This is a genomic window from candidate division WOR-3 bacterium (assembly GCA_029858255.1).
GTDB lineage: Bacteria > Hydrothermota > Tepidihabitantia > SM23-42 > SM23-42 > SM23-42.
Genome location: JAOUFJ010000003.1, coordinates 32,207 through 55,074 on the forward strand (window position 1 = coordinate 32,207; position 22,868 = coordinate 55,074).

Annotated in this window: 23 protein-coding genes and 1 tRNA gene; 9 read left to right on the top strand and 15 right to left on the bottom strand. The window is 47.7% G+C overall.

The features are described 5' to 3' along the window. Positions 1-75: 75 nt before the first annotated feature. From OEV79_02320 to OEV79_02330, 3 genes are read right to left on the bottom strand one after another with little or no spacing between them, the layout of a single operon-like run. Complete coding sequence (locus OEV79_02320; protein ID MDH4210267.1) at positions 76-1,071, bottom strand: hypothetical protein; 996 nt, start codon at positions 1,069-1,071, stop codon at positions 76-78. After that, entirely contained in the window at positions 1,072-1,920 is an 849-nt protein-coding gene (locus tag OEV79_02325; protein MDH4210268.1) for a hypothetical protein, read from the bottom strand. It abuts the gene before it with no gap. 41 nt (positions 1,921-1,961) lie between these two features. Then, positions 1,962-2,375 (bottom strand): SoxR reducing system RseC family protein, encoded by a 414-nt coding sequence (locus OEV79_02330; protein MDH4210269.1) that lies wholly within the window; start codon positions 2,373-2,375, stop codon positions 1,962-1,964. A 128-nt stretch (positions 2,376-2,503) separates the two neighbouring features. Between OEV79_02330 and OEV79_02335 the strand changes: the two genes are divergently transcribed. The 5 genes from OEV79_02335 (at position 2,504) to OEV79_02355 (ending at position 7,964) form a co-directional block, all read left to right on the top strand. Beyond that, a complete protein-coding gene (locus OEV79_02335) occupies positions 2,504-3,874 on the top strand; it encodes a TldD/PmbA family protein (protein MDH4210270.1) in 1,371 nt (456 codons plus the stop codon). Next, positions 3,874-5,142: a metallopeptidase TldD-related protein gene (locus OEV79_02340; GenBank protein ID MDH4210271.1), complete on the top strand. Its 1,269-nt coding sequence runs from the start codon at positions 3,874-3,876 to the stop codon at positions 5,140-5,142. Before OEV79_02335 ends, OEV79_02340 begins: the two co-directional genes overlap by 1 nt. A 152-nt stretch (positions 5,143-5,294) precedes the next feature. Then, positions 5,295-6,302, top strand: a complete 1,008-nt coding sequence (locus OEV79_02345) for a PorV/PorQ family protein (GenBank protein MDH4210272.1) — start codon at positions 5,295-5,297, stop codon at positions 6,300-6,302. Positions 6,303-6,433: 131 nt separating this feature from the next. Then, positions 6,434-7,408, top strand: coding sequence for an NAD-dependent epimerase/dehydratase family protein (locus OEV79_02350; protein ID MDH4210273.1), 975 nt, complete (start codon positions 6,434-6,436; stop codon positions 7,406-7,408). A 52-nt stretch (positions 7,409-7,460) separates the two neighbouring features. Next, positions 7,461-7,964, top strand: coding sequence for a UpxY family transcription antiterminator (locus tag OEV79_02355; protein MDH4210274.1), 504 nt, complete (start codon positions 7,461-7,463; stop codon positions 7,962-7,964). 65 nt (positions 7,965-8,029) lie between these two features. Here the strand turns inward: OEV79_02355 and trpS are convergent, their stop codons facing one another. Further along, positions 8,030-9,019, bottom strand: coding sequence for a tryptophan--tRNA ligase (trpS, locus tag OEV79_02360; GenBank protein ID MDH4210275.1), 990 nt, complete (start codon positions 9,017-9,019; stop codon positions 8,030-8,032). A 130-nt stretch (positions 9,020-9,149) separates the two neighbouring features. Between trpS and OEV79_02365 the strand changes: the two genes are divergently transcribed. Both OEV79_02365 and OEV79_02370 read left to right on the top strand, forming a co-directional pair. After that, positions 9,150-10,247 (top strand): T9SS type A sorting domain-containing protein, encoded by a 1,098-nt coding sequence (locus OEV79_02365; GenBank protein ID MDH4210276.1) that lies wholly within the window; start codon positions 9,150-9,152, stop codon positions 10,245-10,247. 82 nt (positions 10,248-10,329) lie between these two features. Continuing rightward, positions 10,330-10,980, top strand: a complete 651-nt coding sequence (locus tag OEV79_02370) for a tRNA 2-thiocytidine biosynthesis TtcA family protein (protein MDH4210277.1) — start codon at positions 10,330-10,332, stop codon at positions 10,978-10,980. An 84-nt stretch (positions 10,981-11,064) separates the two neighbouring features. Here OEV79_02370 and thpR read toward each other — a convergent pair whose 3' ends face one another. From thpR to OEV79_02405, 7 genes are all read right to left on the bottom strand, one after another. Then, positions 11,065-11,604, bottom strand: a complete 540-nt coding sequence (gene thpR / locus OEV79_02375; GenBank protein ID MDH4210278.1) for an RNA 2',3'-cyclic phosphodiesterase — start codon at positions 11,602-11,604, stop codon at positions 11,065-11,067. Positions 11,605-11,739: 135 nt separating this feature from the next. Further along, entirely contained in the window at positions 11,740-12,519 is a 780-nt protein-coding gene (xth, locus tag OEV79_02380; GenBank protein MDH4210279.1) for an exodeoxyribonuclease III, read from the bottom strand. Positions 12,520-12,576: 57 nt separating this feature from the next. After that, entirely contained in the window at positions 12,577-13,056 is a 480-nt protein-coding gene (locus OEV79_02385) for a nicotinamide-nucleotide amidohydrolase family protein (GenBank protein MDH4210280.1), read from the bottom strand. Positions 13,057-13,066: 10 nt separating this feature from the next. Further along, positions 13,067-13,519: a phosphatidylglycerophosphatase A gene (locus OEV79_02390; protein MDH4210281.1), complete on the bottom strand. Its 453-nt coding sequence runs from the start codon at positions 13,517-13,519 to the stop codon at positions 13,067-13,069. Further along, on the bottom strand, positions 13,516-14,415 hold the full coding sequence (gene secF / locus OEV79_02395; protein MDH4210282.1) for a protein translocase subunit SecF: 900 nt from the start codon (positions 14,413-14,415) through the stop codon (positions 13,516-13,518). Before secF ends, OEV79_02390 begins: the two co-directional genes overlap by 4 nt. 2 nt (positions 14,416-14,417) lie before the next feature. Then, positions 14,418-15,932, bottom strand: coding sequence for a protein translocase subunit SecD (gene secD, locus OEV79_02400; protein ID MDH4210283.1), 1,515 nt, complete (start codon positions 15,930-15,932; stop codon positions 14,418-14,420). Further along, a complete protein-coding gene (locus OEV79_02405) occupies positions 15,929-16,639 on the bottom strand; it encodes a pyridoxine 5'-phosphate synthase (GenBank protein MDH4210284.1) in 711 nt (236 codons plus the stop codon). The genes secD and OEV79_02405 overlap by 4 nt, the downstream gene beginning before the upstream one ends. 116 nt (positions 16,640-16,755) lie before the next feature. On the opposite strand from OEV79_02405, the gene OEV79_02410 reads away from it, so the two are divergent. Continuing rightward, on the top strand, positions 16,756-17,772 hold the full coding sequence (locus OEV79_02410) for a hypothetical protein (GenBank protein MDH4210285.1): 1,017 nt from the start codon (positions 16,756-16,758) through the stop codon (positions 17,770-17,772). A 179-nt stretch (positions 17,773-17,951) separates the two neighbouring features. Beyond that, positions 17,952-18,023, top strand: a tRNA-Met gene (locus tag OEV79_02415). Positions 18,024-18,413: 390 nt separating this feature from the next. Here OEV79_02415 and OEV79_02420 read toward each other — a convergent pair. The 4 genes from OEV79_02420 to grpE all read right to left on the bottom strand — a co-directional run bounded on the left by OEV79_02420 (position 18,414) and on the right by grpE (position 22,806). Next, the gene (locus OEV79_02420; GenBank protein MDH4210286.1) at positions 18,414-19,127 is read right to left on the bottom strand and encodes a 16S rRNA (uracil(1498)-N(3))-methyltransferase; all 714 of its coding nucleotides are present in this window, start codon (positions 19,125-19,127) and stop codon (positions 18,414-18,416) included. A 55-nt stretch (positions 19,128-19,182) separates the two neighbouring features. Further along, the gene (locus OEV79_02425; protein ID MDH4210287.1) at positions 19,183-20,289 is read right to left on the bottom strand and encodes a DnaJ domain-containing protein; all 1,107 of its coding nucleotides are present in this window, start codon (positions 20,287-20,289) and stop codon (positions 19,183-19,185) included. Between the two features lie 68 nt (positions 20,290-20,357). Beyond that, the gene (dnaK, locus tag OEV79_02430; protein ID MDH4210288.1) at positions 20,358-22,307 is read right to left on the bottom strand and encodes a molecular chaperone DnaK; all 1,950 of its coding nucleotides are present in this window, start codon (positions 22,305-22,307) and stop codon (positions 20,358-20,360) included. Next, on the bottom strand, positions 22,285-22,806 hold the full coding sequence (gene grpE, locus OEV79_02435) for a nucleotide exchange factor GrpE (protein ID MDH4210289.1): 522 nt from the start codon (positions 22,804-22,806) through the stop codon (positions 22,285-22,287). Before grpE ends, dnaK begins: the two co-directional genes overlap by 23 nt. Between the last annotated feature and the right edge of the window lie 62 nt (positions 22,807-22,868).

A 22,868-nucleotide genomic window follows, 5' to 3' on the forward strand; every position in this document is an offset into this window, starting at 1 on the left:
CAGGAAAATACTACTACCACATAGAATGCACCGATAGTCGGCATATTAACTGTCGGGATAGTAGCCAAGTTATGGTTATTTGCCTGGTGTTTCTAAATGGAGTATTTTCTTCTTAATCAAGTCCAATTTTTCGTGCAGTGTTCTCTCTTCTTTTTTCTCCACTTCCAGTGCACTGAGGACTTCTTCTCGCTTCTGTGAGAGCAAGCTTATCTCAGTATTAAGCTGCCCTTCTTCTTCCTTCAGTCCCTCTATATGTTTAATCAGATCGCTCTCCGAAGCCTTCAATTTCTCAATCGATTGCACAATTGGATTGTTCTCGGCTTCCTTTTTCTTTACCTCGTACTCCTCGGTGAATTTCTGTAGCTCCTGTTCTGTAGATTCAAGTTTCTCGTTCATATCTCGGAGCTTGTTCTGTGCTTCATTCTGCGCATTCTTCAAGGCTTCGATCTTCGGTGAAAATATCTCCGACTGACGTTTATTCATTTCATCAATCAGTTTTGCTTTGATGTTCCGCTTCGACAGCAGGGTCAAAAGAAAAGCAATGAACGCGACAACGACTCCAACGACTACAGTTATTGGATTACCCGAAACAGAAAATGTCCCGGATGTAACACGGGGGTTTGCGCCGAAGTATAGAAAACCTACTTTGGTCTTACCTATCTCGATCGAAAATCCACCTTCATATGAACCGTTCCGTTCTGACACGGCAGAGGAACCTCCCGCTAATACATTAGAGGTGTACGTCTTGCTTACCATCGCGGCGTCGGTGGAGACAAGTACTTTGTTATCGCCGTCAGTAATGTGGACATATGTTATTTCCGGTTCGTCGTTCTTCAAACGTGTAACGATTTCGGTGAGTTTCGCCTCTTCGCCCATGATGAGTGCATCCTCAACAAAGGCAGCGTGAGCAATAGAATTGCCAAGGCTCGTGAACCTCATGACGAGCAGTTCTCTCACGATATTCGAATCAAGTACATCATCCCGAGAGAAGAGATTCGGACTGAAGAAGAAAAACCCGGTAAGAGCAAGTACCAGGAATAGTATTACGATCGAAGCCGCGCCTTTTGACATCTATCCTCCGAAGCTGATCGAAATACGGTGCCCACCACCGAGGTCAAAATATGGTGAATAGGTATAGTCGATAAGGAGTCTATCCTTTCTGACGCCCAGACCGAGGGTCACACCGGCGAGAAAACCAAGTCCCTCAGAACCTATCGCGGACAACATCGTGTTGTACGAAGCCTTCAAATGGAGCAGAGAGTTGACATAATAGGCACCACCAATCCGGAGGCCAAAATCCGTCAGAGCAGGTTTGACAAGATCGACACAAAGCCAGCCCGCATCGAAAAGTTTGGCAGCACTGAGCGTGATCTCATAAGGAAACATTTCCTTGTCATCTATGTATGCTTTCAGCCCCAATCCGACGTTCTTTACGGACAAACCAACCTGTACACCCGGGTTCTTTATCGTGTAGATCGCCCCGGCGTCCACGCCGACACCAACTGCATTTAAGGTATCAATGCTTGCATACACACCCTTCAGCGAAATGCCCAGGCCGACATCCTTGTATATGAATCCCTTACCCACGTTCAGATCGATATGGTGGACACCAAAAGTGCCCAGCTCCGCTACGCCGTATTCGTCCACCTTTTTCATACTACCGCTATAGAAATACCGAACACCCACACCGAGCTGCTTGCGCTCATACCCAAGGTACCCAAAATGAGTGCCGGCAAAGTAATTCAGATAAGAAATCGAGTAATATGTATTATTGGCAAAGGCAAGACCGCCGGGATTGTAGTGCACATCATACCCGTCGTTATACAATGCATAACCCATACCGGTCCTGTGAGCAACCGGATCAACGGATAAAAACTCGAAGCCAATGGATGTTATTAATGAAAGGGTAATTACCAGCATTTAGCCTCCATATTGCTATTATAACATCGATATTCAAAAAGTCAAGAACCTTCTCGCCCTATTATTTCTGTTATTCTTGGCAAGAAAGCAGACCTGCGGGCGATGATATTGTTGAGCAATTTTGCGATGATCAATCCGAGCCCGAAACAGATCACGGCTACTAACAGTGCTCCGATCTCGTTCCAGCGCGAGCCCACTATCATACCAATCAGAGCAAGAACGACCGGCAGGCCGAACAGCATAGAAGCAGCGGCAAGACCTACACCAGGAGTCTGCTCTACATGTACTTCGTCACCGACCACTGCACCGATGCTATTATCGACAACTACCGACTGAGCTGACCCTGCGGTCTGACAATATTCATGTGCCTCGCATTTTGCGCATGCTTCACCTGTCTCAAAACATATTGTCGCCTTCGAACCATCAACCGCTATTACCCGTCCCTTTCTTCGCATAAGAGATTATAGATACACAGACATGCCTGTCAATTGAATCAATGATAGACAGGATAACTGATATCCACATCCAGCACAATGCCTCACAATCCCAGTTGACCCACAAGTGAATATGTCTATAATTCTTGATGGATCAATCTCTGATCGACGCCATCAGGACTATTCTCGGTGATGTCAAAGCCAGAGTGCCATACGTAGTAGGCACTCTCTTCAGCAACCGGGGTCTCAATATCGACCTTGATAGAAAAGACGAACGGCTATCATCGGCTCCAAGCAATATGGGCTTTGTGTTATCGATTTTCAATGGCGAGCACTTTGAGGAATTTGCATCCGACATTATCGACAAGGACCACCTTGTGGGATTCTGCCGTGCAGCACTCAACACTGTAGAAGTCAAAGAGCCGAGACACGTCCTTTCGCCTCCAGCAGGAGGAGATCAATCATTCAAAACAGTTGAGAAGATCGACCCCGCCTCGGTATCCCTGCAGGAAAAGATGGATGTATTAAGGGAAAGGCGTTCGCGTATAATCAATGGCAAGAATGTAGTCAATTGCGCGATCAGCTATTCTGAAGAATCATCGACCAAAACCTTCATCAGCCATGATGGAGTAATAAACGAAGAAATACGGCGGATTTCTCACTACCTGGTTGCGTATGTATCTAAAGGCAACGGGGTGAAATACGACTATTTTTCAACAGGAGGAACAGGAGGCTTGGAACTGATTGAACTGCCAGATGGTGCAATCGACGAAATCATCACCACCGGCAATCAGCTGTTGGAGTCAGAGCACATCGAAGCCGGTTTCTACGATGTCGTTGGCACCCCCGAGATTGCCGGGCTGATAGCTCATGAAGCTTTTGGTCATGGAGTCGAGACAGATATGTATCTGCAGGACCGGGCCCGTTCAAGGGATTATCTCGGAAAGAATATTGCATCGCCGCTGGTAAGCATTATCGATGATCCATCATTGCCTGGTGGCTACGGTTCCTACTTCGTTGATGATGAAGGTAACATTGCGCAAGCTACATACATCATCAAGAACGGCAAGTTCATACGCGGGCTGACGCACAAATATGCGAGCGCAGTGCTCGGTCTGCCATCGACCGCAAACGGCCGACGGGAATCGTTCGCGCGGAAAATCTACACCAGGATGTCCAATACTTTTTTCAAACCAGGAACGGACGAACCTGATGATATCATTGCGTCAGTAGACAATGGTGTCTACCTGATCAAAGGATTGAGCGGTATGGAAGATCCCAAGGGGTGGGGAATACAGGTCCTGGTTTTGTACGGCAAAGAGATAAAGAATGGACGGATCACCGGACGGCTCTTCTCACCCCTCGGAATAACCGGATATGTGCCCGATCTCTTGAAGAGCGTCTCACTGGTCGGAAAAGACTTTAAGGTTGACGTAGGCATCTGCGGGAAAGGTCACAAAGAGTATGTACCAGTCTCAAGTGGAGGACCGCATATCAAAACCAGGGTACGCTTAGGATGATGAAGAACCTTGCCGATAAAATCGCCGCACACGGATTTGCCGATTTCAAGGTCATTGAAGTCAAATCGAACGAGAATCAGCTGTATCTACTTAAGGACCGGATCGAATCAAAACGCACCATTGAAAGTCAATACTATGACATAACAGTCTACGCAGACCATAAAAGCAACGATGAAATGCTGCGCGGTGAATACAACTTCATTTACAAACCGAGCACCGACCTGAAGTTCTACCTTGAACAAGCCAAGTTCGCATGTTCGCTGATAAAGAATCGATATTATGGCCTGGTAAGAACTGCGAATTTCTCAAAAGTAGAATTGTTGGATCCACGACTGGAAAACGCAGAAGCAATCGGTATCGACCTGACCGATACGATCTATCAAAGCGTGAGAGATGCCAATGTTCGTCTTTCGAGCGCCGAGATATACCTGAAACGGTCCGAGGTTACGCTGATGACTTCAACAGGGATCGAGCTCAGCAAGCTAAAAGATCTGATCGAAGTCGAAATTACGCTCATCGGCAAGAAAGGGAAAAAAGAGCAGGAGATGAATTTCCATCTCAAGCGGAGACGCATTGAAGATTTGAGGCTGCAGGACCGTATCGAAGAACATATGAGACACACGGTCAACATGTTAAACGTCAAGGTACCCAGTAGCGGCAAGGCGGATGTAGTATTCAACGCATCTGATGTCTATGGATTAATGTCCCCGATTATTTTTCATAGTTCGGGCAAAGCCAAGGATCAAGGCATGAGCCGTTTCAGTCCTAACGATCGAATTGTCGGTCAATCTAAGAATGATTTCACCCTCAAAACAAGTGGTATCATACCGTTCGGGCTCTACAGCGATCCTTTCGACGATGATGGTATCCCCGGCCAGGAACATACTATAATCGATCACGGCATATTCAAGAAACATTGGACAACAAAACGTTACGCGGACTACCTTGGCGTCGAACCGACCGGCGCCTTCAAAAATCTGATCATTGAACCCCCGCCCAATTCCGTTTTCGCCAACGACAACTACTACGAAATCGTACAGTTCTCTGATTTGTCTCCGGATCCGATCACCGGCGATCTGGTTGCGGAAATCAGATTCGGTTACCGTGTGCAGAAAAACAAGAAAACACCGGTAAAAGGCGGTTCTGTCGGCTGCAATATCTTCGAGGCACTGCAGAATGCGTATTTTTCGAGCGATAATACCTTCGAGGGGCACTATCTGGGCCCCAAAACCGTCGTCTTGAAGGACCTGTCCATCAGCGGACAATAACTGTATAAATTGATTTTCTCCCAATTCCTGCACCCTGAATGTACTATGAGTATCTAAGACAAATCTATATTTGATTTGCTGGAAGCCACATATCTTGACATTATGCATCATATCAATATAATGATATGTTAAACAAAGTTTGGAGGTTTTGTATGCGTAAGGTTTTTTTCATCTTTATTCTGTTCTCGGCACTGTTGGTTGGTGCCACTCGTCCCGGTGCGGTATTCTTGCTCATCTGGCCCGGAGCAAGAGCAACTGCATTGAGCGGCGCATTTTCAGCCGTAGCCGATGATGCTACTGCCTGTTACTATAACCAAGCAGGGCTCGCCTTCCTTGATGGCACAATAGTATCCCTGCAGCATGCACCCTGGCTACCTGGTCTTCAAGGTGACATGTACTACGAATATGCCGGTGTCACGAAATCCTATAATGTCGGCACGTTCGGTTTGAGCATTGTATATCTTACGACGGGCCCAACAGAAGTACGCAATATCGAAGGTATATATCTTGGCACTTACACAACATTTGACATATCAGTTGGCTTGAACTACGGAGCAAAGATCAAAGAAAATCTGGGTATCGGGATAGGCTGGAAGTTCATATACTCATACCTCGTCCCCCCCTGGGTATGGGGTAGAATGCCCGAGTTGGGGATCAACAATGGCGGAATCGGCATAACCTACGCGTTCGATGTAGGCACTATCTACAAGCCCTTCTCTTTTCTCACCGTGGCGGGTGCATTGCAGAATATCGGTCCCGATATTAGCTACACAGAAAGCGGTGCCTCGGATCCGTTACCGTATACCTTGAGGCTTGGTCTTCGATTCCAGCCAATCAACAGCAAAATAATCCGTATTGCACTAACCACGGATATCACAAAGATCCTGGTCGGCATGTTCGCCGATGAAACACAGACTTTCTTTGAGAATTTGAGATACGAATTCAACGAAGCCTGGAAAGGCATCGGGCTGGAAATCGACTACTATAACTTCGTGAAACTGCGAGCAGGATATTTCATTGACGACGAAGGAGAGCGAGTCGGGTTCACCTACGGTGGTGGCATAAAGGCCGGTGGTTTTTCGCTCGATGTCGGGGTTGACCAGGACATCTATGATTTTCCGACATCTAACCGCAAATTTTCGCTTTCCTACCAGTTTTAGAGGCATCTTTTCTGAAAATACGGGAGCCATGACGTAGGAAGTGACATTACGGCGCGCCCTTATTTAGAAATCAAAAGCACGGCTATGTCTAACCAGGACATAGCCGTTGTGCTATTCCAAGGGATGATCAATTGGAGAATGAACGGATACTGGTGATCGGGGCAAGCGGTTTTGTTGGCAAGAACCTCGTACCTGAACTTGCGGCGAGAAACCGCGTGACTATCCTCGTTCGACCGACCTCAAATATTGATTCATTCAAAAATAACACCAGGATTTGCATACGTTACGGGGACCTGGAAACGGGTCGCGGAATAGTACAGGCGCTCCAGGACATTGACGTTGTGGTTCACTGCGCCGCCCGGACCATGGGACGGACCTACTGGGAATTCCACAGAACAAATGTCGTCGGCACCGCGAACCTCTTACAAATAATGGAGGAGCGCAACGCAGCAAAATTACTGTACTTGAGCTCCCACGCAGCCTGTGGGCCAAGCGCTGGCAGCGCTCCAATGAACGAGCAGCAGGAACAAACGCCAATTTCATTCTATGGCCGCACGAAGAAGCTGGCTGAAGATATGATTCGGAACAGCAGTTTATCATATGTGATCGTTCGACCCGTTTCCGTATACGGTCCTCACGACAAGGAGATACTCACCTATATCAAACTGTTGAACAAGGGATTCTGTCCAGTCATAGGGTACGGTCATAAGTACCTCAATCTTATCTTCGTCAAAGATCTGGTTACCCTTATCATCAAAATCATCGAGCGCGATTTGTTTGCAAACCGAACTTATTTTGCAAATGATGGACGATGTTATTCACTATACTCGGTGCTGGCCTCAATCGCCAGCGCTCTGGGGAAAAAGAGCTTCCGAATACATATCCCCGAATCCTTCGCCATGTTTGTAGGATTGCTTAATGATGCTCTATTACCGCCACATAAGAAACTGGTGACCCGCGATAAGATAAGAGAACTCGCCTGCCAAGCCTGGGTGTGCAGCAATGTAAGGGTTACCAAGGAAGTAAACTTCCAACCCAGGTATTCATTCGAGCAGGGTATCGTCGAGACGATCGATTGGTACAAAAAACACGGTTATCTTTCCTGACAGAAAAACCAGGCCAGCCTTGACAAGTATCCCGACACAAATATAATAACAAGTGAATAATTCTATGAACTGGTATGCGGGATATACAAAATGCAACCACGAGCGCATCGTCAAGAAAATACTTCAGGAAAAAGGTGTTAATACTTTTCTTCCCGAAATTATCGTTCCAGGACGTCGTAAGAATCGCCGGATTTTGGTCAAACGTCCATTATTCAGAAACTACCTTTTCATTCAAATAGATGCATTGCAGGAAAACTGGATCAAAGTATTTCGAACCCCCGGGCTTGCCCGGATATGCGGTAACGGCAGGCCCATGCCCATTCCCGATGAAGACATCGATTCCATAAAGATCTTTGTCAGAAGCGACCGGAATATCTTCCCGCTACCTTATCTGCAAGTCGGTACGAGAGTCCAGGTCACTTCGGGTCCCCTATCCGGAGCGATTGGAATACTCGTTCGAGAAGATCATAGGAAGCGGAGGCTGTCGGTTTCGCTTGAATTGATGGGACAGTCAGTCGTCGTTTCGCTATTCGATGACGAAGTCAGACCTTTCTAATCTGAACCCCAACTGTCAGAAATCAGAGAAATAAACGGATCAGGTTGAACCGTATGTTGTATTATCTAATGGTACAGCTTGATACCTAACTTCGTGTAGATTTCGTCCATTGTTTGAACTGCGATTTCCTTTGCTTTTTTTCTACCATTACGGAGCGTTTCCAAAACGTATTCACGGTTTTTACGTAACTGAAACTGCTTCTCCTGTATAGGTTCTAACTCCTTGTACATATTGTCCAAAAGGATTTTCTTACAATCGAGACAGCCAATGCCTGCTGCTCGGCATTCACGAGCGCAATAGTCGATATCTTCTTTCTTTGAGAAACCCTTGTGCATGGTGAAAATATTACACTCCTCCGGGTTACCCGGATCGGTGCGTCTCTTCCTTCTCACATCCGTCACCGCGGTCGACAATTTCTTCCACATCTCTTCTTTGGTGTCGTCGAGATATATACAATTATCGAGCGACTTGCTCATCTTGTTTACGCCGTCAAGACCAAGAATCCTTCGCACCTCATCCAGTTGCGCCTTTGGTTCGGGAAAAAGCTGGCCGAAAAGAGTGTTGAACCGTCTGACGATCTCGCGGGTCAATTCTAAATGCGGCAACTGGTCATCTCCAACCGGCACAACTTCGGCTTTGTACAACAGTATATCTGCTGCCATTAAGACCGGATAATCAAGTAAACCCATGTTCACGTAGTCTGGATTCTGCTGTCTCTTCTCCTTGAAGGTAGGGACCCTTAACAGCCAGGAAATTGGCGTTATTGTGTTCAGAATCCACGCCAATTCTGTATGCTCGGAGACGGTTGATTGAACCATCAGAACACTCATCTCGGGATCAATACCCGCAGCCAGATAGTCTATCGCACAGTCAAGGATACTCTGCTCCATGCCCTTCGTGTCAAAATGCACGGTCATTGCGTGATAGTCAACGATGCCGTAGATACAGAAATATTCCTTCTGCAGTGCGATCATGTTGCGCATCGCACCAACGTAGTTGCCAATATGCAACCGCCCTGATGGTTGGATACCGCTGAAAACCCTCTTCTCTGTCATGGTTCTATGATATCCGAATAATAATTCAAGTCAACCCTTCACTTGCCCGGTCAATTTCAACTATTGACAATATTTCAATAGCGCATATAATTATTTGTGAGGTCGGAACTATTCAATAACAAGGAGGTCCATGAGACGATTAAGCGTCTTGTTGTTTCTTTTATGCCTCTCTTCGGGGGCGTGGCAATCAAGCGAGGAATTCGCTCTCACGAAAATCAGTCAGATCAATGATCTGACAATAAGCGATAACGGGGAGACCTGGGTACTCTCCCCATCTATAATCTCAAAGATCGACGAAAACAACGGCGATCTACTAATACCCATACAAATCCAGAATGCCCGCGCGCTCGCTGTGCTTGGCCAGGGTATTTACTACGTAGACAACAATAATAGACTCGTCATGCAATCATCCGACGACCGAGACAATTCAGTGACGACCGAGTTGAACTTCATAAACCCTACGCAGATGACCGCACTATCAGTATCTGGAAGTCCGGGGCTGATCGTGCTTGAACCAACCAGGATTGTTTTCGCCACTCCATTTGAAACCATGAGTACGCTGAGCACTAATGCGGAACGCTTCTCGGTAATACCGCTCGCCGATTACTCGAATCGACGCACACCTTTTTTCACATTGTCCGGTAACAGGATCTACACCTGGTCGGGCGGTAGATTCCAGAATGCGGAAAATTACACCGGCCGGCTTCTTTACAGCGCATCAAACAAAATACTTGACTTCTGTGCTGATAAAAGAGGCAATCTGTACGTGCTGTTTACTGACTCGATTGCTGTCCTGGACATCAGCGGCCAACATAAGGGTAAAATCGGTATTGGCACCATATCTCGTGGATCGAGGATCCTATCGAATCCAGTAAATAACAATCTGGTTATATTTGATCGTTCAACAAAAAGTGTACAAATCATTTCGGAATCCGGACATGTAAACGAAGAACTCATCGTGTTGGAAAAGAACCGGCCCAATCCAGTAGACAATTACACAGAGATCTCCTTTACCTTAAGTGAACCACTCTATCTCACGATAACTATATACAATTTGATCGGCGAACCGGTCAAACTAATTGCCAAGGACCGTTTTCTGCAAGGCACACACCATGTAACATGGAAGGCAAATGACGAAAAGGGAAATCTGGTACCCAATGGCGTCTATTTCTATCGGCTTGAGTCCAGCCGGGGTGTAGCCATAAGGCAACTGATTGTGCTCAGATAAACCTCGCCCGCAAAACCCGATTTCAAAGGCGGCAATAAAATCAGGACTCTCTTCAGTTAAATACACGTTAGGACATCACTCTTTGCTTGAAAAACACGCGAGCGTCCTGGTCGGCGTTTCAGGTGGAATTGACAGCATGGTGCTTTTGTTTCTGCTCCTGAAATACAATGAAAAATACGCACAAAAATGGAGCATCAAAGCCGCCCACATCAACGAAGGATTTCCTGACTGGGATCCAGATCTTCTCGAAGAATACCTCTTGGCCCAAAACGTTCAGTTTGTCATTGCCGGTGGCAAAATTAATGACAGAATTAGGAAGGTTGAGGATAAGTGTTTCTTCTGTTCCCGTGCAAGGCGTAAGAAGCTCATGGAGATCGCCGAAGGATTCGATATTTTCAACATCGCGCTGGCACATCATCAGGAAGATGTTGTCGAAACGTTGCTCCTCAACATGCTTTTCACAGGCCGGATGGGCACTCTTTTACCCATGCAACCAATCGTCCGCGGTCGCTTCACCGTTGTGCGCCCGCTGTATTATATGGATAAGAAAATCATTGTAGAAATCGCTCAGGCCATGGGTTTGAAGAGTTTTGGCAATCCGTGTCCTTATTATGCAGATTCAAGGCGTGAAATGATACGTCAGTTGCTGAACCAAATCGAAAAGAAAAACCCCGACATCTACACCAATATTTTCCACAGTATTTTTGACATAAACAAGCCGTACATGCCGTAATCCGAATAGACAATCGACGGGTTAGACCCTGACCCACAATTGCGTGCCCCTTTGACAGGAAACATTATAGCCATATCGGGCATGTCACTGTAGCGTAAAACTGCACAACTGATCATATACCGGTCCCTCGGGCTTCAGCGTGGATTTGAAGAGAACGACAGCGGCAACTTCGAAGGACTCCGTGTAGATATTCTTGGCAACAATATCATCCACTTTGCAGTTTTTCTTTATCCGTCCAATAGTCAGATGCGCGTGGAATCTCTTTTCCTCCTTGAATCCGAATTGCGCGAGTTCCTTTTCCAGCGCATCAGCAATCGCACAGAGCTCGTTGCCGCCCTGCGTCACGCCGACCCATAGCACCCGGGGATTTCTCGGATGCGGAAAACATCCCAGTCCTTCTAATTTGACTTTGAAAGAACTATGTTCACGGCAAATCGTCTCAATCACCGGTGTAATATCCGTCTTTTTCTTTTCATCTATTTCCCCAAGGAATTTGAGTGTTATGTGCAGGTTTTCAAATTTAACCCATTTGATCGGCAATTCGCTCTTCGCCTCGGTCAGGATAAAATCATCAATGATCTTCCTCTCTTGCTGCGGTACTTCGACCGCCAGGAATGTCCTCATGTTACCGCCTTCCTGCTATGTTTATTTCTTCTCGTACATCCGCATCGATCCCTACATTTTCCCGGCCACGTCCGGTCAATCCGGCAATTAACGGAATGACGGATTGAGGGTTTTTCATATGCCAATAAAAATCATTCATAGAGTGACATCAATACCAATGGGACAATGGTCTGAACCCATCACGTCCTTCAAAATAAAGGCAGCATCCAGACGGCCGCGCAGATTTTCTGTTATGAAAAAATAATCGATCCGCCATCCGATATTCCGCTCACGTGCGCGTGTCTTGAGGTCCCACCAGGTATATTGCCCAGCTTGTCTGTTGAAAACACGGAAAGTATCAATCAAGCCGCAACCAATAAATTTGTCGATCCAGGCACGTTCCTCGGGCAAGAACCCGGAAACCTTGGAGTTCGCTTTCGGCCTGGCTAGATCGATTTCGCGATGAGCGGTGTTGACATCGCCGCATATTATCAGCCGCTTGCCCGTGCGCTGTAAAGACGTGATGAGAGCAAGAAATGCATCGTAGAAAGACATCTTGTATTTGAGTCTATCCCTTGATATTTTACCATTGGGAAAGTAGATGTTGAACAAGACGAATTTTCCGTAATCGACGGTTAATACCCGGCCCTCAACATCAAACTTTTTGATGCCAAAACCCCGTTCGACGCTTTCCGGTTTCAGCTTACTGAATACACCTACCCCGCTGTAGCCTTTCTTCTCGGCCGAAGCATAGTAGACATGATATCCGGGAATGTCTCTTAACTCATCAGGGAGCTGTTCAACAGATGCCTTCGTCTCCTGAACACAGAGAATGTTTGGCTGTTCGTCACCTAGCCAGCCCAAAAAACCCTTCCTGTACACCGCCCTCAGACCATTGACATTCCAGGAAACCATCCTTACCTTACCACCCTTCATACCCGGTCTCCATCGATCAGATATATTTACTGTCGTTCTATGGTATTGATCAACTCTTCAGAGAACACGGAGCATCTCTCTGATCATGTCGAAGGCCTTTTTTACTGATGATTTGCGAACGGTCTGCCGCCCGCCGATGAACATGAATCGCTTAACCTTGCATCTCTTACCGGCAGCCACCGCTATGTACACCAGGCCGACCGGCTTCTTTGCCGTACCGCCGTTTGGCCCCGCTATACCGGTGATGGCGACGCCAACATCTGACCTCATTCTATTCCTGACACCACGAGCCATCTCCCGCGCGGTTTGCGCACTGACCGCGCCAAACCGTTCGAGCGTGCTGCGTTTGACTCCGACAACATTCTTCTTCACCGCGTCCGAATAAGCAATGACGCCACCGGCAAAATATCTTGAACTACCCGGTGCACTCGTGATCGCGGCGCCCAACATGCCACCCGTACAGGACTCACACACGCTTATCCTCAGCTTCCTCTCCAGCAGCATGCCGCCGATGTCCCGCGCAGTTGATTTAGCCATCAGCCAATGCTCAGTAGATAATACTGGCAGATCTGAGAACCAGAATTATTATCGTTGTGTACACTGCGGCCATGAGGTCATCGAGCATGATCCCCCAACCTCCCCCGAGTTTCTCAATGTATTTCAAAGGCGGCGGCTTCAAGATATCAAAAACCCTGAATAGCACAAAAGTAATTGCGAGTGGCACTATTCGCAGCGGCGTGAAGTAAAGAGGAAGAAGAATGCAGGTGTACTCATCAATGACTACACGACGCGGATCCTTACCCCAATTTTTTTCGAGGTCGCCAGAGACAATCACCCCGATGATAAAGAGCGCCGATGCAACGATAATGTAGCCAATCTCACTGATATGGAGAAGATACCATATGAGAACGCCAAGAAAACAGGAAAGCGTTCCAGGGGCAACTGGAGAGTATCCCAGTAAGAATCCGGTTGCGAATAATGTCTTTAGATACTTCGTTATTTCTTCTTCTTAGGAAACTTTTCTTCCCAAACGGATACAATGTTAGCCAGGATGAATATCGATGAGTACGTTCCGATCAGGAAGCCGACCAATAGCGTGAAAGCAAAGTCAGCGATGACAGACCCTCCAAATAGCAGCAGGGCGATGACCGCCAGCAGTGTCGTTCCTACGGTCAGAATCGTACGAGAGAGAGTCTCATTCAACCCCGTGTTCAAGACCACATTATAGGGTTCGCGTCGCATCTTGCTGTATTTCTCTCTTATCCGGTCTGAGATGACTATCGAGTCGTTTATCGAATATCCGATTATCGTAAGCAGCGCACCTACCACGACAATTGAGAACTCACGCTGGGTGAGCACGAGCACGCCGACAGTGAAAACTGCATCATGGAACAGAGCGATAACCGCCGCCGCGCCAAATCGGTAGTCAAATCTGAACGAAACATAGATGAGGATCAACACCAGTGCAATCACGACAGCCCAGATTGTTTTTGTGAGCAACTCTTTGCCGATCTTTGGTTCCACGGTCTCTTCGCGCAGAAATTCCTTCTTTATATCGGGGAAATCCTCGACGAGCGCGTCCTTGACAGTACTGGCGAATTCTTCTGGATTTTCACCCGCGGCCCTGATAATGTATTCCGTGTCCTGCACACCGAGTGCCTGGATCTGTGCATTTCCCCTGCCGATTCTGGCAAGTGCATCTCTCAGTTCGGCAGTGGATACAGGACTTTCGAATCTGACCTGCAGTAAAGCACCGCCCGTGAAGTCAATGCCGAAGTTAGGCCCCTTGATGAAAATCAGGAGGAACGAAATTGCAATGACAACCGCCGAAAAAATAAAACCGAATTTTCTCTTACCGATGAAATCGATATTGGAGTTTCGTACTATTTCAATCATTGTTAGATCCTCAGTTTATGTACATCAAATTTGTAGGTGAAATAGTTGAAGATGACTTTACCCACGAATACCGCAGTGAACAGATTACTTATCAGTCCTATTGTAAGGGTGAGTGCAAAACCTCTGATCGAACCGCTTCCGAATATGAATAGAATAACTCCGATTATTATCGTCGTTATATTCGAGTCGAAGATAGTGATCCACGCCCTGGCAAAACCTTGATCTATTGCGGTCCTCGTCGTCTTGCCGATTTTCAGCTCTTCTCTGATGCGTTCAAAAATGAGCACGTTTGCATCGACGGCCATGCCGATCGTCAGCGCGATGCCAGCAATGCCCGGCATGGTCAAGCTACCTCGGAACGTGCTGAGAATTGCCAGCAGAAAAAACATATTAAGAAGCAAGGCAAAATCGGCCACGAATCCTGACAGTGAGTAGTATATGAGCATGAAAAGAACTACCAGCGCGCTGGCAATCAATACCGCCCGCACTCCGCTCTCGATCGAATCACGGCCAAGACTTGGTCCTACGGTCCTCTCCTCCACGATCTTCAGGGGCGCTGGCAGCGCACCGGCTCTCAATATGATAGCAAGGTCCCGGGCATCTTCGGCAGTGAAACGGCCGGTGATGCTGGCTCGGCCCTGCGGTATGCGTTCGGTTATCACGGGCGCCGATTGTACCACGCCATCGAGTACGATAGCCAACCTCTTATTGATGTTCCTGCCTGTGATCGCAGCAAACTGCCGTGCCGCCTCGCGCTTGAATTCTAGATCGATCTCCCAGGTGCCGACATACTGCAGATTACCGCTCTGATTGGGACCGTGGCGGGCATCGCGAATCGCTTCGCCGGTCAGCTCGGCCGTGGTCCTGAGCAGGTAAAACCGCTTCACCTCACGACCGGTGTATTCCTCGCGGGGACCAAATATAAATTCAACATCATCTGGAATGACTTCGTCGGCACGGGTGAGAAGCGCCAAGACCGAATCTTCATCGCGAAAGTCGATACCGGGATCGCGATCAACGGTCACTATGTAAGAGCTGAACGGCTGTTCAAATGCCAGGGAATCTCCTCCCTGCAGATACTGATCAATCCGATCAATGACTTCTGCAACCCGTTCATCTTCGCATACCCTGAATTCAAGATGGGCAACCTTCTTGATCAGTTCTACTGCCCTTTCCCTGTCCACTCCAGGTAATTGTATCATTATTCTGCCGCCGGACTGCTTTTCGATGACTGGTTCATACACCCCGAACTCATCAACTCGATTGCGGATGATCTCGAATGCGCGGTCTCTCAGGTCATCCGATTTTTCCTGAACACCTGCAGTATCGACCTCAAGAACAAGATGCATCCCACCCCGAAGATCAAGGCCCAAATGTATCGCCCTTTTTGACAGAGCGATCTTTTCTGCCTCCGACAGATTGCTTTCGGTGTAGAGCCTGATCGTAGGAATAATCGCATAAACTCCAAGGATAATGGCGACTATTACTATCCCGAGCCTCAAACCAATATGTCTCATCGTGCTCCTTTTATGATTTCGTTCATTTCACTGACGGCCTGCCGTAATCCAACGAAAAGAGCACGGGCAACAATCGCGAAACCGATCGAGTAGCCCGTGATCTCAGGAATTCTCAGCAGCGGCAAGATGTTTTTATAGTCAATGCCATGGCCTGCATGGACTACCAGACCATCGCGCCGCGCAGCCTTGGCCACGTGTGCAATCCTCAATGTTTCTCCTTTCTTATCCTTTGCCTGCGTATATTCATTGGTATTGATTTCAATACTCTCGGCGCCAAGTCGCAATGCTTCCTCCATCTGCGCCATATCAGGATCAATGAATATGCCCACCCGGATACCCTTGCCCTTCAAATCCAATATATAAGACTTGAGGTCGCCCTTCAAATTCAAGAGATTCAGACCGCCCTGGGTAGTCACCTCCCCAGGCGCCTCAGGTACCAGGGTAACACGATCTGGCATTGCATCAGCCGCAACACATGCCATTCCCTCGGTAGCCGCCATTTCCAAATTCAGTTCAGTCTTAATGATCTGCTTTAGCACAGTAAGGTCACGTTCTTTTATATGACGTCTGTCACCACGCAGATGTACGGTGATCCCATCCGCTCCGCCAAGTTCGGCTTCTACCGCAGCGTGCGCCGGATCCGGGAATCTCTCTTTGCGTGCTTCTCTTACCGTTGCTACGTGGTCAATATTTACTGACAGTTCCATGGGCTATTATATTCATATAATGTGCGCTGTCAACTAGCCAAACCCTGCAAATTACGGTCTATTTACAAGGAATTTCTCCTGACTTTGGTTGTATAATACATTACAAGGAGGTATGGATGAAGTTGATCGCATTAATAATATTGGGTTTAGCAATACCCCTAATAACATGCAGCGAATCTGAAGCGGTTGTGACGCATCTCAAGACAGTAAAGGTTGCCAACCCCATTAAATACAAGAATCTGACGATCTTCCCGCTCACAATGAGAACGATGAGCAGTACTGACTATGTGCCACTTGATAAGGCAATGAAATCCAACTGGCTGAAAATCAGGGAAATCGGCGATGGTGAGGTTAATTCAGTTGAATTAAGGAATACCGGCAACAAGATCGTCTTCATCATGACCGGCGAGATGCTGTCAGGAGCCAAGCAGGACCGGATGCTGCGCGAAGATGTTCTGGTTCCGCCAAACAGCGGGTGGCTCAGAGTCCCGGTTTATTGCGTTGAACACGGACGGTGGGTATCGGTATCCTCCAATTTCAAGCCAGCAAAGGAAGTCGCCCCCAACCAGCTCCGGCAACGTGCGAGAATAACTGAAAATCAATCCGAAGTATGGGATGCTATCGCATCAAGCCAGGACAGACTTGGCATTGCTTCAGGTACGAGCACGGTACAGGCGAACTATGAAGATGAGCGCATCAAGAACGAACTCGCCGAGTATACGCTCCACCTCGGAAAAATTCCGCGACTGACCAAGAATACGGTAGGCGTAGTAGTGGCAACGGGCGAACGGGTAATCTGTGTCGATATATTCGCTAATAACAAACTGTTAATGGAATTCTGGAACAAATTGCTGAGATCATATATCATGGATGCAATATTGGAAAGCGAAGCTGTCGTCACGAAAAAAGAAGTCGAGGGATTACTTAACGAACTGAGCACTGCGCGATATACATCGATTGGTACCCCTGGCCTGGGCGATCTCTATAAGATCGAAACCGATTTTGGAAAAGGCAATGCTCTATTCGACAAAGGCATGGCTGTACACCTGGATTTTTTCTTAGATGAATCGCAAGACGCCGACGATGATGAATGGCGGTTGGATATCAGGCGCGATCAGAGGCTGAACGACTGAGTGTTCATCGTCCACGAGCGAATGTAGGGCGACCTTCAGGTTTGCGACATCTCCATGCAGAGCTGAAGCTCTGCCCTACACTACCTGGATTTCTGCTGCTTTCCTCGTTCAGATCAAGTGACATGGCAGAATGTCAATAAAGGTTGACAAATCATTTCAAGAGTGTATAATATAAAGACCGCGGGGTGGAGCAGCGGTAGCTCATTGGGCTCATAACCCAAAGGTCGCTGGTTCGAATCCAGCCCCCGCTATTATGGGCGGAAAGCAAATAACTTTCCGCCCAAATTCTAAACAAACTCTAATTACCAAAACCCAAATCAGAAGAATTGTTTTGAAGATTCGAATTTAATGTTTCAGTATTGTTTAGGGTTTCGAAATTAGAATTTCGGATTTCAATAAGAGCCCCCGCTATTATAGGCGGAAAGTCTCTCACTTTCCGCCTAAATTCTACACAAATTCCAATTACATAAATTCAAAACAACAAACTGGCGATTGCACCTAAAGCAAAAACACAAACGTGCCTATGTTTAGGGCATTTGAATTTGTGATTTTGACATTGTTTAGAGTTCAGGATTTCGAAATTAATGAATATTGTATCACGATTACGGGGTACGAATACGAGTAACGATCGATGAATACGATTAAATTTCGCCGTACGCTGCCAGTATCTTGGTCATACCCACGATCGCCGCAGTCTCGCTCCGCAGTCGGGTATGACCAAGACTCAACAAAGAAGCCCCCTGGTCTACAACGTCATCTCTCTCCGAATCGCTGAACCCGCCCTCGGGACCGATCAGCAGAAGCAATTTGCTGGCACCGAGCGGCACCTCCTTGCTGCCATACGGGTCGGCAACAATGATTTTGTCGTGGTTGTCGATCTGCAGCATATCTGAGATACTCGTTGCATAAATCATCTCAGGCATGTAGTATTGTTGAGACTGTATCATTGCACTCTGTACTATCTTCCGGAGACGGCTGATTTTCTGCGCACCAACTTTTCTGAACACCGAATGTTCAGAGACGAACACAATGAATCGTGCTACGCCAAGTTCCATCCCCTTCTCAACGATCGCATCGTTCCGCATACCTTTAATGGGAACGAAGCCAAGCGTCACGTGCAGTGATGATCTTCTGGGTATGAATTCCCTGTGTATGATTCTCGCCCGCATCCCTGATCTGGTCACATCCCCCAATTCCGCATCATATCTGTAACCACACCCGTCGGTCAAAGATATTCTCTCCCCTCTCTTTCTTCTCAGCACTTTTACGATATGCTGAAGCTGTGAACCCGGGATGACAACTTCTTTGCCCTTGAAAAAATCAGTAGGGACGTAAAAAATATTATGGTCTTTCATGAAATGGAAACGAGCACCAGGGACTTTCTATCTCTACCGCAACCTTTATGGAATTTCAGTTGCCTCTGCGCCTTGGTCTGGGCTCCCCTTCGTAACGCTTCAGTTCATCAATAATCTTTCCCAGATTTCGATCGGTCGACTCCAAAGGCTTCAAATCCAACTCAACATACATATCACCATATCCGCCATCGGGTCTGGGCATGCCTTTGCCTTTGATCCGAATCACCTCCGGCGCAGTGCTGCCTTTTTTTATCTTCACACGTTCACGCTGACCGTTGAAACCAGGGACTTCGATCGAACCACCGCTTATCAATTTCGAATAGGGTGTCAGCATTCGTATGTAAAGGTCATAACCCCGGCGATCAAAATACTCATGTGCCTTCTCTTCAAATTGTACAATGATATTACCGCTGCCGCCCTGCCCGTGATGACCTTCACCGCGCAAGACAATATATTGACCGCTTGACACACCGCGTGGCGTCTTTATCTCAATTGTCCTGGCAATCCTTGTCCTTCCTGAGCCGCTACATTTGGAGCAAGGTGTCTTTATTATCTGCCCTGACCCCTTGCATGCAGGGCATGGGGTTACAGTCGTGAACGTACCGAAGAAACTCCGCGTCTGCGTCTTCACTTGACCCCGGCCACCACACTGAGAGCACGTGATCAAATCTTTTCCACCTTTGCCCTGACATGCTTTGCACGCCTCGAAACGATTGATCTTAAACTGTTTCTTCGTTGAATTGACAATGTCCTCAAGCGAGACCTTCAGGATCACATGGATATCGCCACCTTTACGCACACGCTGCTGGCCCCTTCGGCCACCGAATCCAAAAATGTCTTCAAACGGCGAACCACCGAACAAATTACCCAGAATATCCTGCAGATCATCAAAATGAGTGAAGTCGTCCCAGCTGAACCCACCGCCCTTGAACGTCTGTGAAACCCCGTCATGCCCGTATTGATCATAGAGCTGGCGCTTCTGCGGGTCCATCAAGACCTCGTAGGCTTCGGAAACTTCTTTGAACTTTTCCTCAGCTTCTTTCTTGTTGGTCGGATTCATGTCGGGGTGGTATTCTTTCGCCTTTTTCAAATACGCTTTTTTGACGTCCTCGGGACTGGCGCCTTTCGCCACGTCCAGCACTTCGTAATAGTCTTTTTTCATTTTCCTGTTTACTACTTCACTCCCCTAAAGTAACCCGCTGTTGGTAAGAAATCACCGGTAGTCACATATCATCCGCTCTTGTCGGGTTCATCATCGACTACCCGGTAATCGGCATCACCCTGACCTTCGGTATCCTGCGCACCACCCGCTGATTCATCCTGGGGCGGTGGCTGGCCAGGGCCTTGCTGTTCAGCACCCTGCTGCTGAGCCTGTGCCGCTTCCTTGTACACGGCTTCCGAAAGCTTGTACACAGACTGCTGAAGGTCATCCAGAGACTGTTTTATTGCTGCTACATCGTTGCCGTCTTTTTTCGCCTTGAGATCCTCGATTTTCTTTCCGATCTCACCGCGATCCTCAAACGATATTTTCTCTCCGTAATCCTTCAGCGTTCTCTCGACAGAGTGTATCACACTATCCGCCTGATTTCGCACATCGATCAATTCTTTCTGAACACGGTCCTCTCCAGCATGTTCCTCCGCGTCCTTTATCATCTTATCGACTTCATCTTTGGACAACCCGCTCGAGGCAGTAATCCTGATCTTCTGTTCCTTGCCCGTTCCCATATCCTTCGCAGAAACATGCATGATACCATCGGCATCGATATCAAACGTCACTTCGATCTGTGGTATGCCTCTCGCTGCCGGTGGGATTCCGTAGAGATCGAATCGACCAAGCGTCCGGTTCTGATTTGCCATCGGTCGCTCACCTTGCAGAACATGCACAGTGACCGCGGTCTGATTATCCTCAGCGGTCGTGAATATCTGAGACTTTTTAGTAGGGATCGTAGTATTACGCGGTATGATCGGTGTCATTACCTGACCGAGGGTCTCGATACCAAGGGTCAACGGTGTAACATCGAGCAGCAGAATATCCTTTGTCTCATGCCCTATGATTGCCGCCTGGAGGGCTGCTCCAAGCGCGACAACCTCGTCCGGATTTATGCCCTTATGCGGCTCCCTGTTGAAGAAATTCTTAACCGCCTGCTGGATCTTGGGCATTCGCGTCTGCCCACCGACCAGGATTACCTCATTGATATCACTCGGTGTTAGTTTGGCATCGGCGAGCGCTTGCTTGCACGGTGGAATCGAACGCTGGACCAAATCCTCAACGAGCGTTTCGAGTTTTGCCCTTGTTAAACGCATCTCAAGGTGCAGCGGTGTCTTGTCCTTGTCTGACGCGATAAACGGAAGGCTTATCGTGCTCTCCATAACGCTCGAGAGCTCGGTCTTCACCTTCTCGGCTGCTTCCTTTAGACGCTGCAAGGCAGTAAGATCGTTTCTCACGTCGATCCCATGCTTTTTCATGAATTCTTCTGCGATATAGTTGATTATTCTTTCGTCCAGATCATCACCACCCAGATGCGTATCGCCATTTGTCGATAATACCCTGAAGACACCGTCTTCCGAAATTTCGAGAATAGAGATATCAAATGTACCTCCGCCGAAATCATAAACGGCTATTTTTTCGCTTTTCTTTTTGTCCGCCCCATACGCAAGTGAAGAGGCGGTTGGTTCGTTCACGATACGTTTCACATCGAGCCCAGCGATGCGGCCCGCGTCCTTTGTTGCCTGACGCTGCGAATCATTGAAGTATGCCGGCACCGTGATCACTGCCTCGGTAACCTTTTCACCCAGGTGTGATTCAGCTGCCTGCCTCAAATACTGCAAGATCATTGCAGATATCTCCGGCGGCGAATACTTTTTACCGGATACCTCAACCCACGCATCACCGTTATCATGCTCCACTACCTTGAACGGAAAACGTGCAGTCTCATTCTTTATCTCACTATATCTACGTCCCATGAATCGTTTTATCGAATAAACCGTGTTCTCTGGGTTCATTATCGCCTGTCGCTTGGCAAGCGGACCAACCAACCGTTCTCCGGATTTAGTAAAGGCGACGACTGAAGGCGTTGTCCGTCCACCCTCCGGATTTGGTATGACGACTGGCTGTCCCCCTTCCATGACCGAGACGGCTGAATTTGTAGTTCCTAAATCAATCCCGATTATTTTCGACATCTTCGTTACCTCCTTTATTCTGTTTGGAGACCAGGACTTTCGCCGGTTTTATCACGCGCTCCTGTACAACATATCCCTTGCTTATTTCTTCGACGATTGTGTTCTCGGGCTTATCATTGTTCACAACCGTCGCAACTGCTTCATGCCGCGCCGGGTCAAAAAACTCACCAAGGCTGGAGAATTCCTCAAGACCCATCGACCTCAGCGCTTCCTGCAGCTGCCGATAGATCATCTCGACCCCTTGAGTGTATTTTTGATGATCGTTCTCTATACTCGCTCCATCCATGGCCCGGTCAAAACTGTCCAGGACAGGGATGATCTTATTGAAGAACTCGACCTGTGCGTATTTACGGTAACTATCGAGCTCCTTATCCATACGCTTGCGGTAGTTATCCATATCAGCCAACGCGCGCAGATATTTGTCCCTAAATTCCTCGATCTCTTTATCTTTGTTTTTCAGCTCTTCTCTTAATTTTGTGACTGGACCTTTCTTCTCCATTAACGGTCTCCTCAACAAAACACGCTTAATGCTCGAAATTTAGACAATATGACAGCTTGCCA

Excerpts from the sequence above, each read along its gene's own strand:
- OEV79_02320 (MDH4210267.1), bottom strand. The coding sequence starts at position 1,071 with ATGTCAAAAGGCGCGGCTTCGATCGTAATACTATTCCTGGTACTTGCT.
- OEV79_02325 (MDH4210268.1), bottom strand. The coding sequence starts at position 1,920 with ATGCTGGTAATTACCCTTTCATTAATAACATCCATTGGCTTCGAGTTT.
- OEV79_02330 (MDH4210269.1), bottom strand. The coding sequence starts at position 2,375 with ATGCGAAGAAAGGGACGGGTAATAGCGGTTGATGGTTCGAAGGCGACA.
- OEV79_02335 (MDH4210270.1), top strand. The coding sequence starts at position 2,504 with ATGGATCAATCTCTGATCGACGCCATCAGGACTATTCTCGGTGATGTC.
- OEV79_02340 (MDH4210271.1), top strand. The coding sequence starts at position 3,874 with ATGAAGAACCTTGCCGATAAAATCGCCGCACACGGATTTGCCGATTTC.
- OEV79_02345 (MDH4210272.1), top strand. The coding sequence starts at position 5,295 with ATGCGTAAGGTTTTTTTCATCTTTATTCTGTTCTCGGCACTGTTGGTT.
- trpS (MDH4210275.1), bottom strand. The coding sequence starts at position 9,019 with ATGACAGAGAAGAGGGTTTTCAGCGGTATCCAACCATCAGGGCGGTTG.
- OEV79_02365 (MDH4210276.1), top strand. The coding sequence starts at position 9,150 with ATGAGACGATTAAGCGTCTTGTTGTTTCTTTTATGCCTCTCTTCGGGG.
- thpR (MDH4210278.1), bottom strand. The coding sequence starts at position 11,604 with ATGAGGACATTCCTGGCGGTCGAAGTACCGCAGCAAGAGAGGAAGATC.
- xth (MDH4210279.1), bottom strand. The coding sequence starts at position 12,519 with ATGAAGGGTGGTAAGGTAAGGATGGTTTCCTGGAATGTCAATGGTCTG.
- OEV79_02385 (MDH4210280.1), bottom strand. The coding sequence starts at position 13,056 with ATGGCTAAATCAACTGCGCGGGACATCGGCGGCATGCTGCTGGAGAGG.
- secF (MDH4210282.1), bottom strand. The coding sequence starts at position 14,415 with ATGATTGAAATAGTACGAAACTCCAATATCGATTTCATCGGTAAGAGA.
- secD (MDH4210283.1), bottom strand. The coding sequence starts at position 15,932 with ATGAGACATATTGGTTTGAGGCTCGGGATAGTAATAGTCGCCATTATC.
- OEV79_02405 (MDH4210284.1), bottom strand. The coding sequence starts at position 16,639 with ATGGAACTGTCAGTAAATATTGACCACGTAGCAACGGTAAGAGAAGCA.
- OEV79_02410 (MDH4210285.1), top strand. The coding sequence starts at position 16,756 with ATGAAGTTGATCGCATTAATAATATTGGGTTTAGCAATACCCCTAATA.
- OEV79_02420 (MDH4210286.1), bottom strand. The coding sequence starts at position 19,127 with ATGAAAGACCATAATATTTTTTACGTCCCTACTGATTTTTTCAAGGGC.
- OEV79_02425 (MDH4210287.1), bottom strand. The coding sequence starts at position 20,289 with ATGAAAAAAGACTATTACGAAGTGCTGGACGTGGCGAAAGGCGCCAGT.
- dnaK (MDH4210288.1), bottom strand. The coding sequence starts at position 22,307 with ATGTCGAAAATAATCGGGATTGATTTAGGAACTACAAATTCAGCCGTC.
- grpE (MDH4210289.1), bottom strand. The coding sequence starts at position 22,806 with ATGGAGAAGAAAGGTCCAGTCACAAAATTAAGAGAAGAGCTGAAAAAC.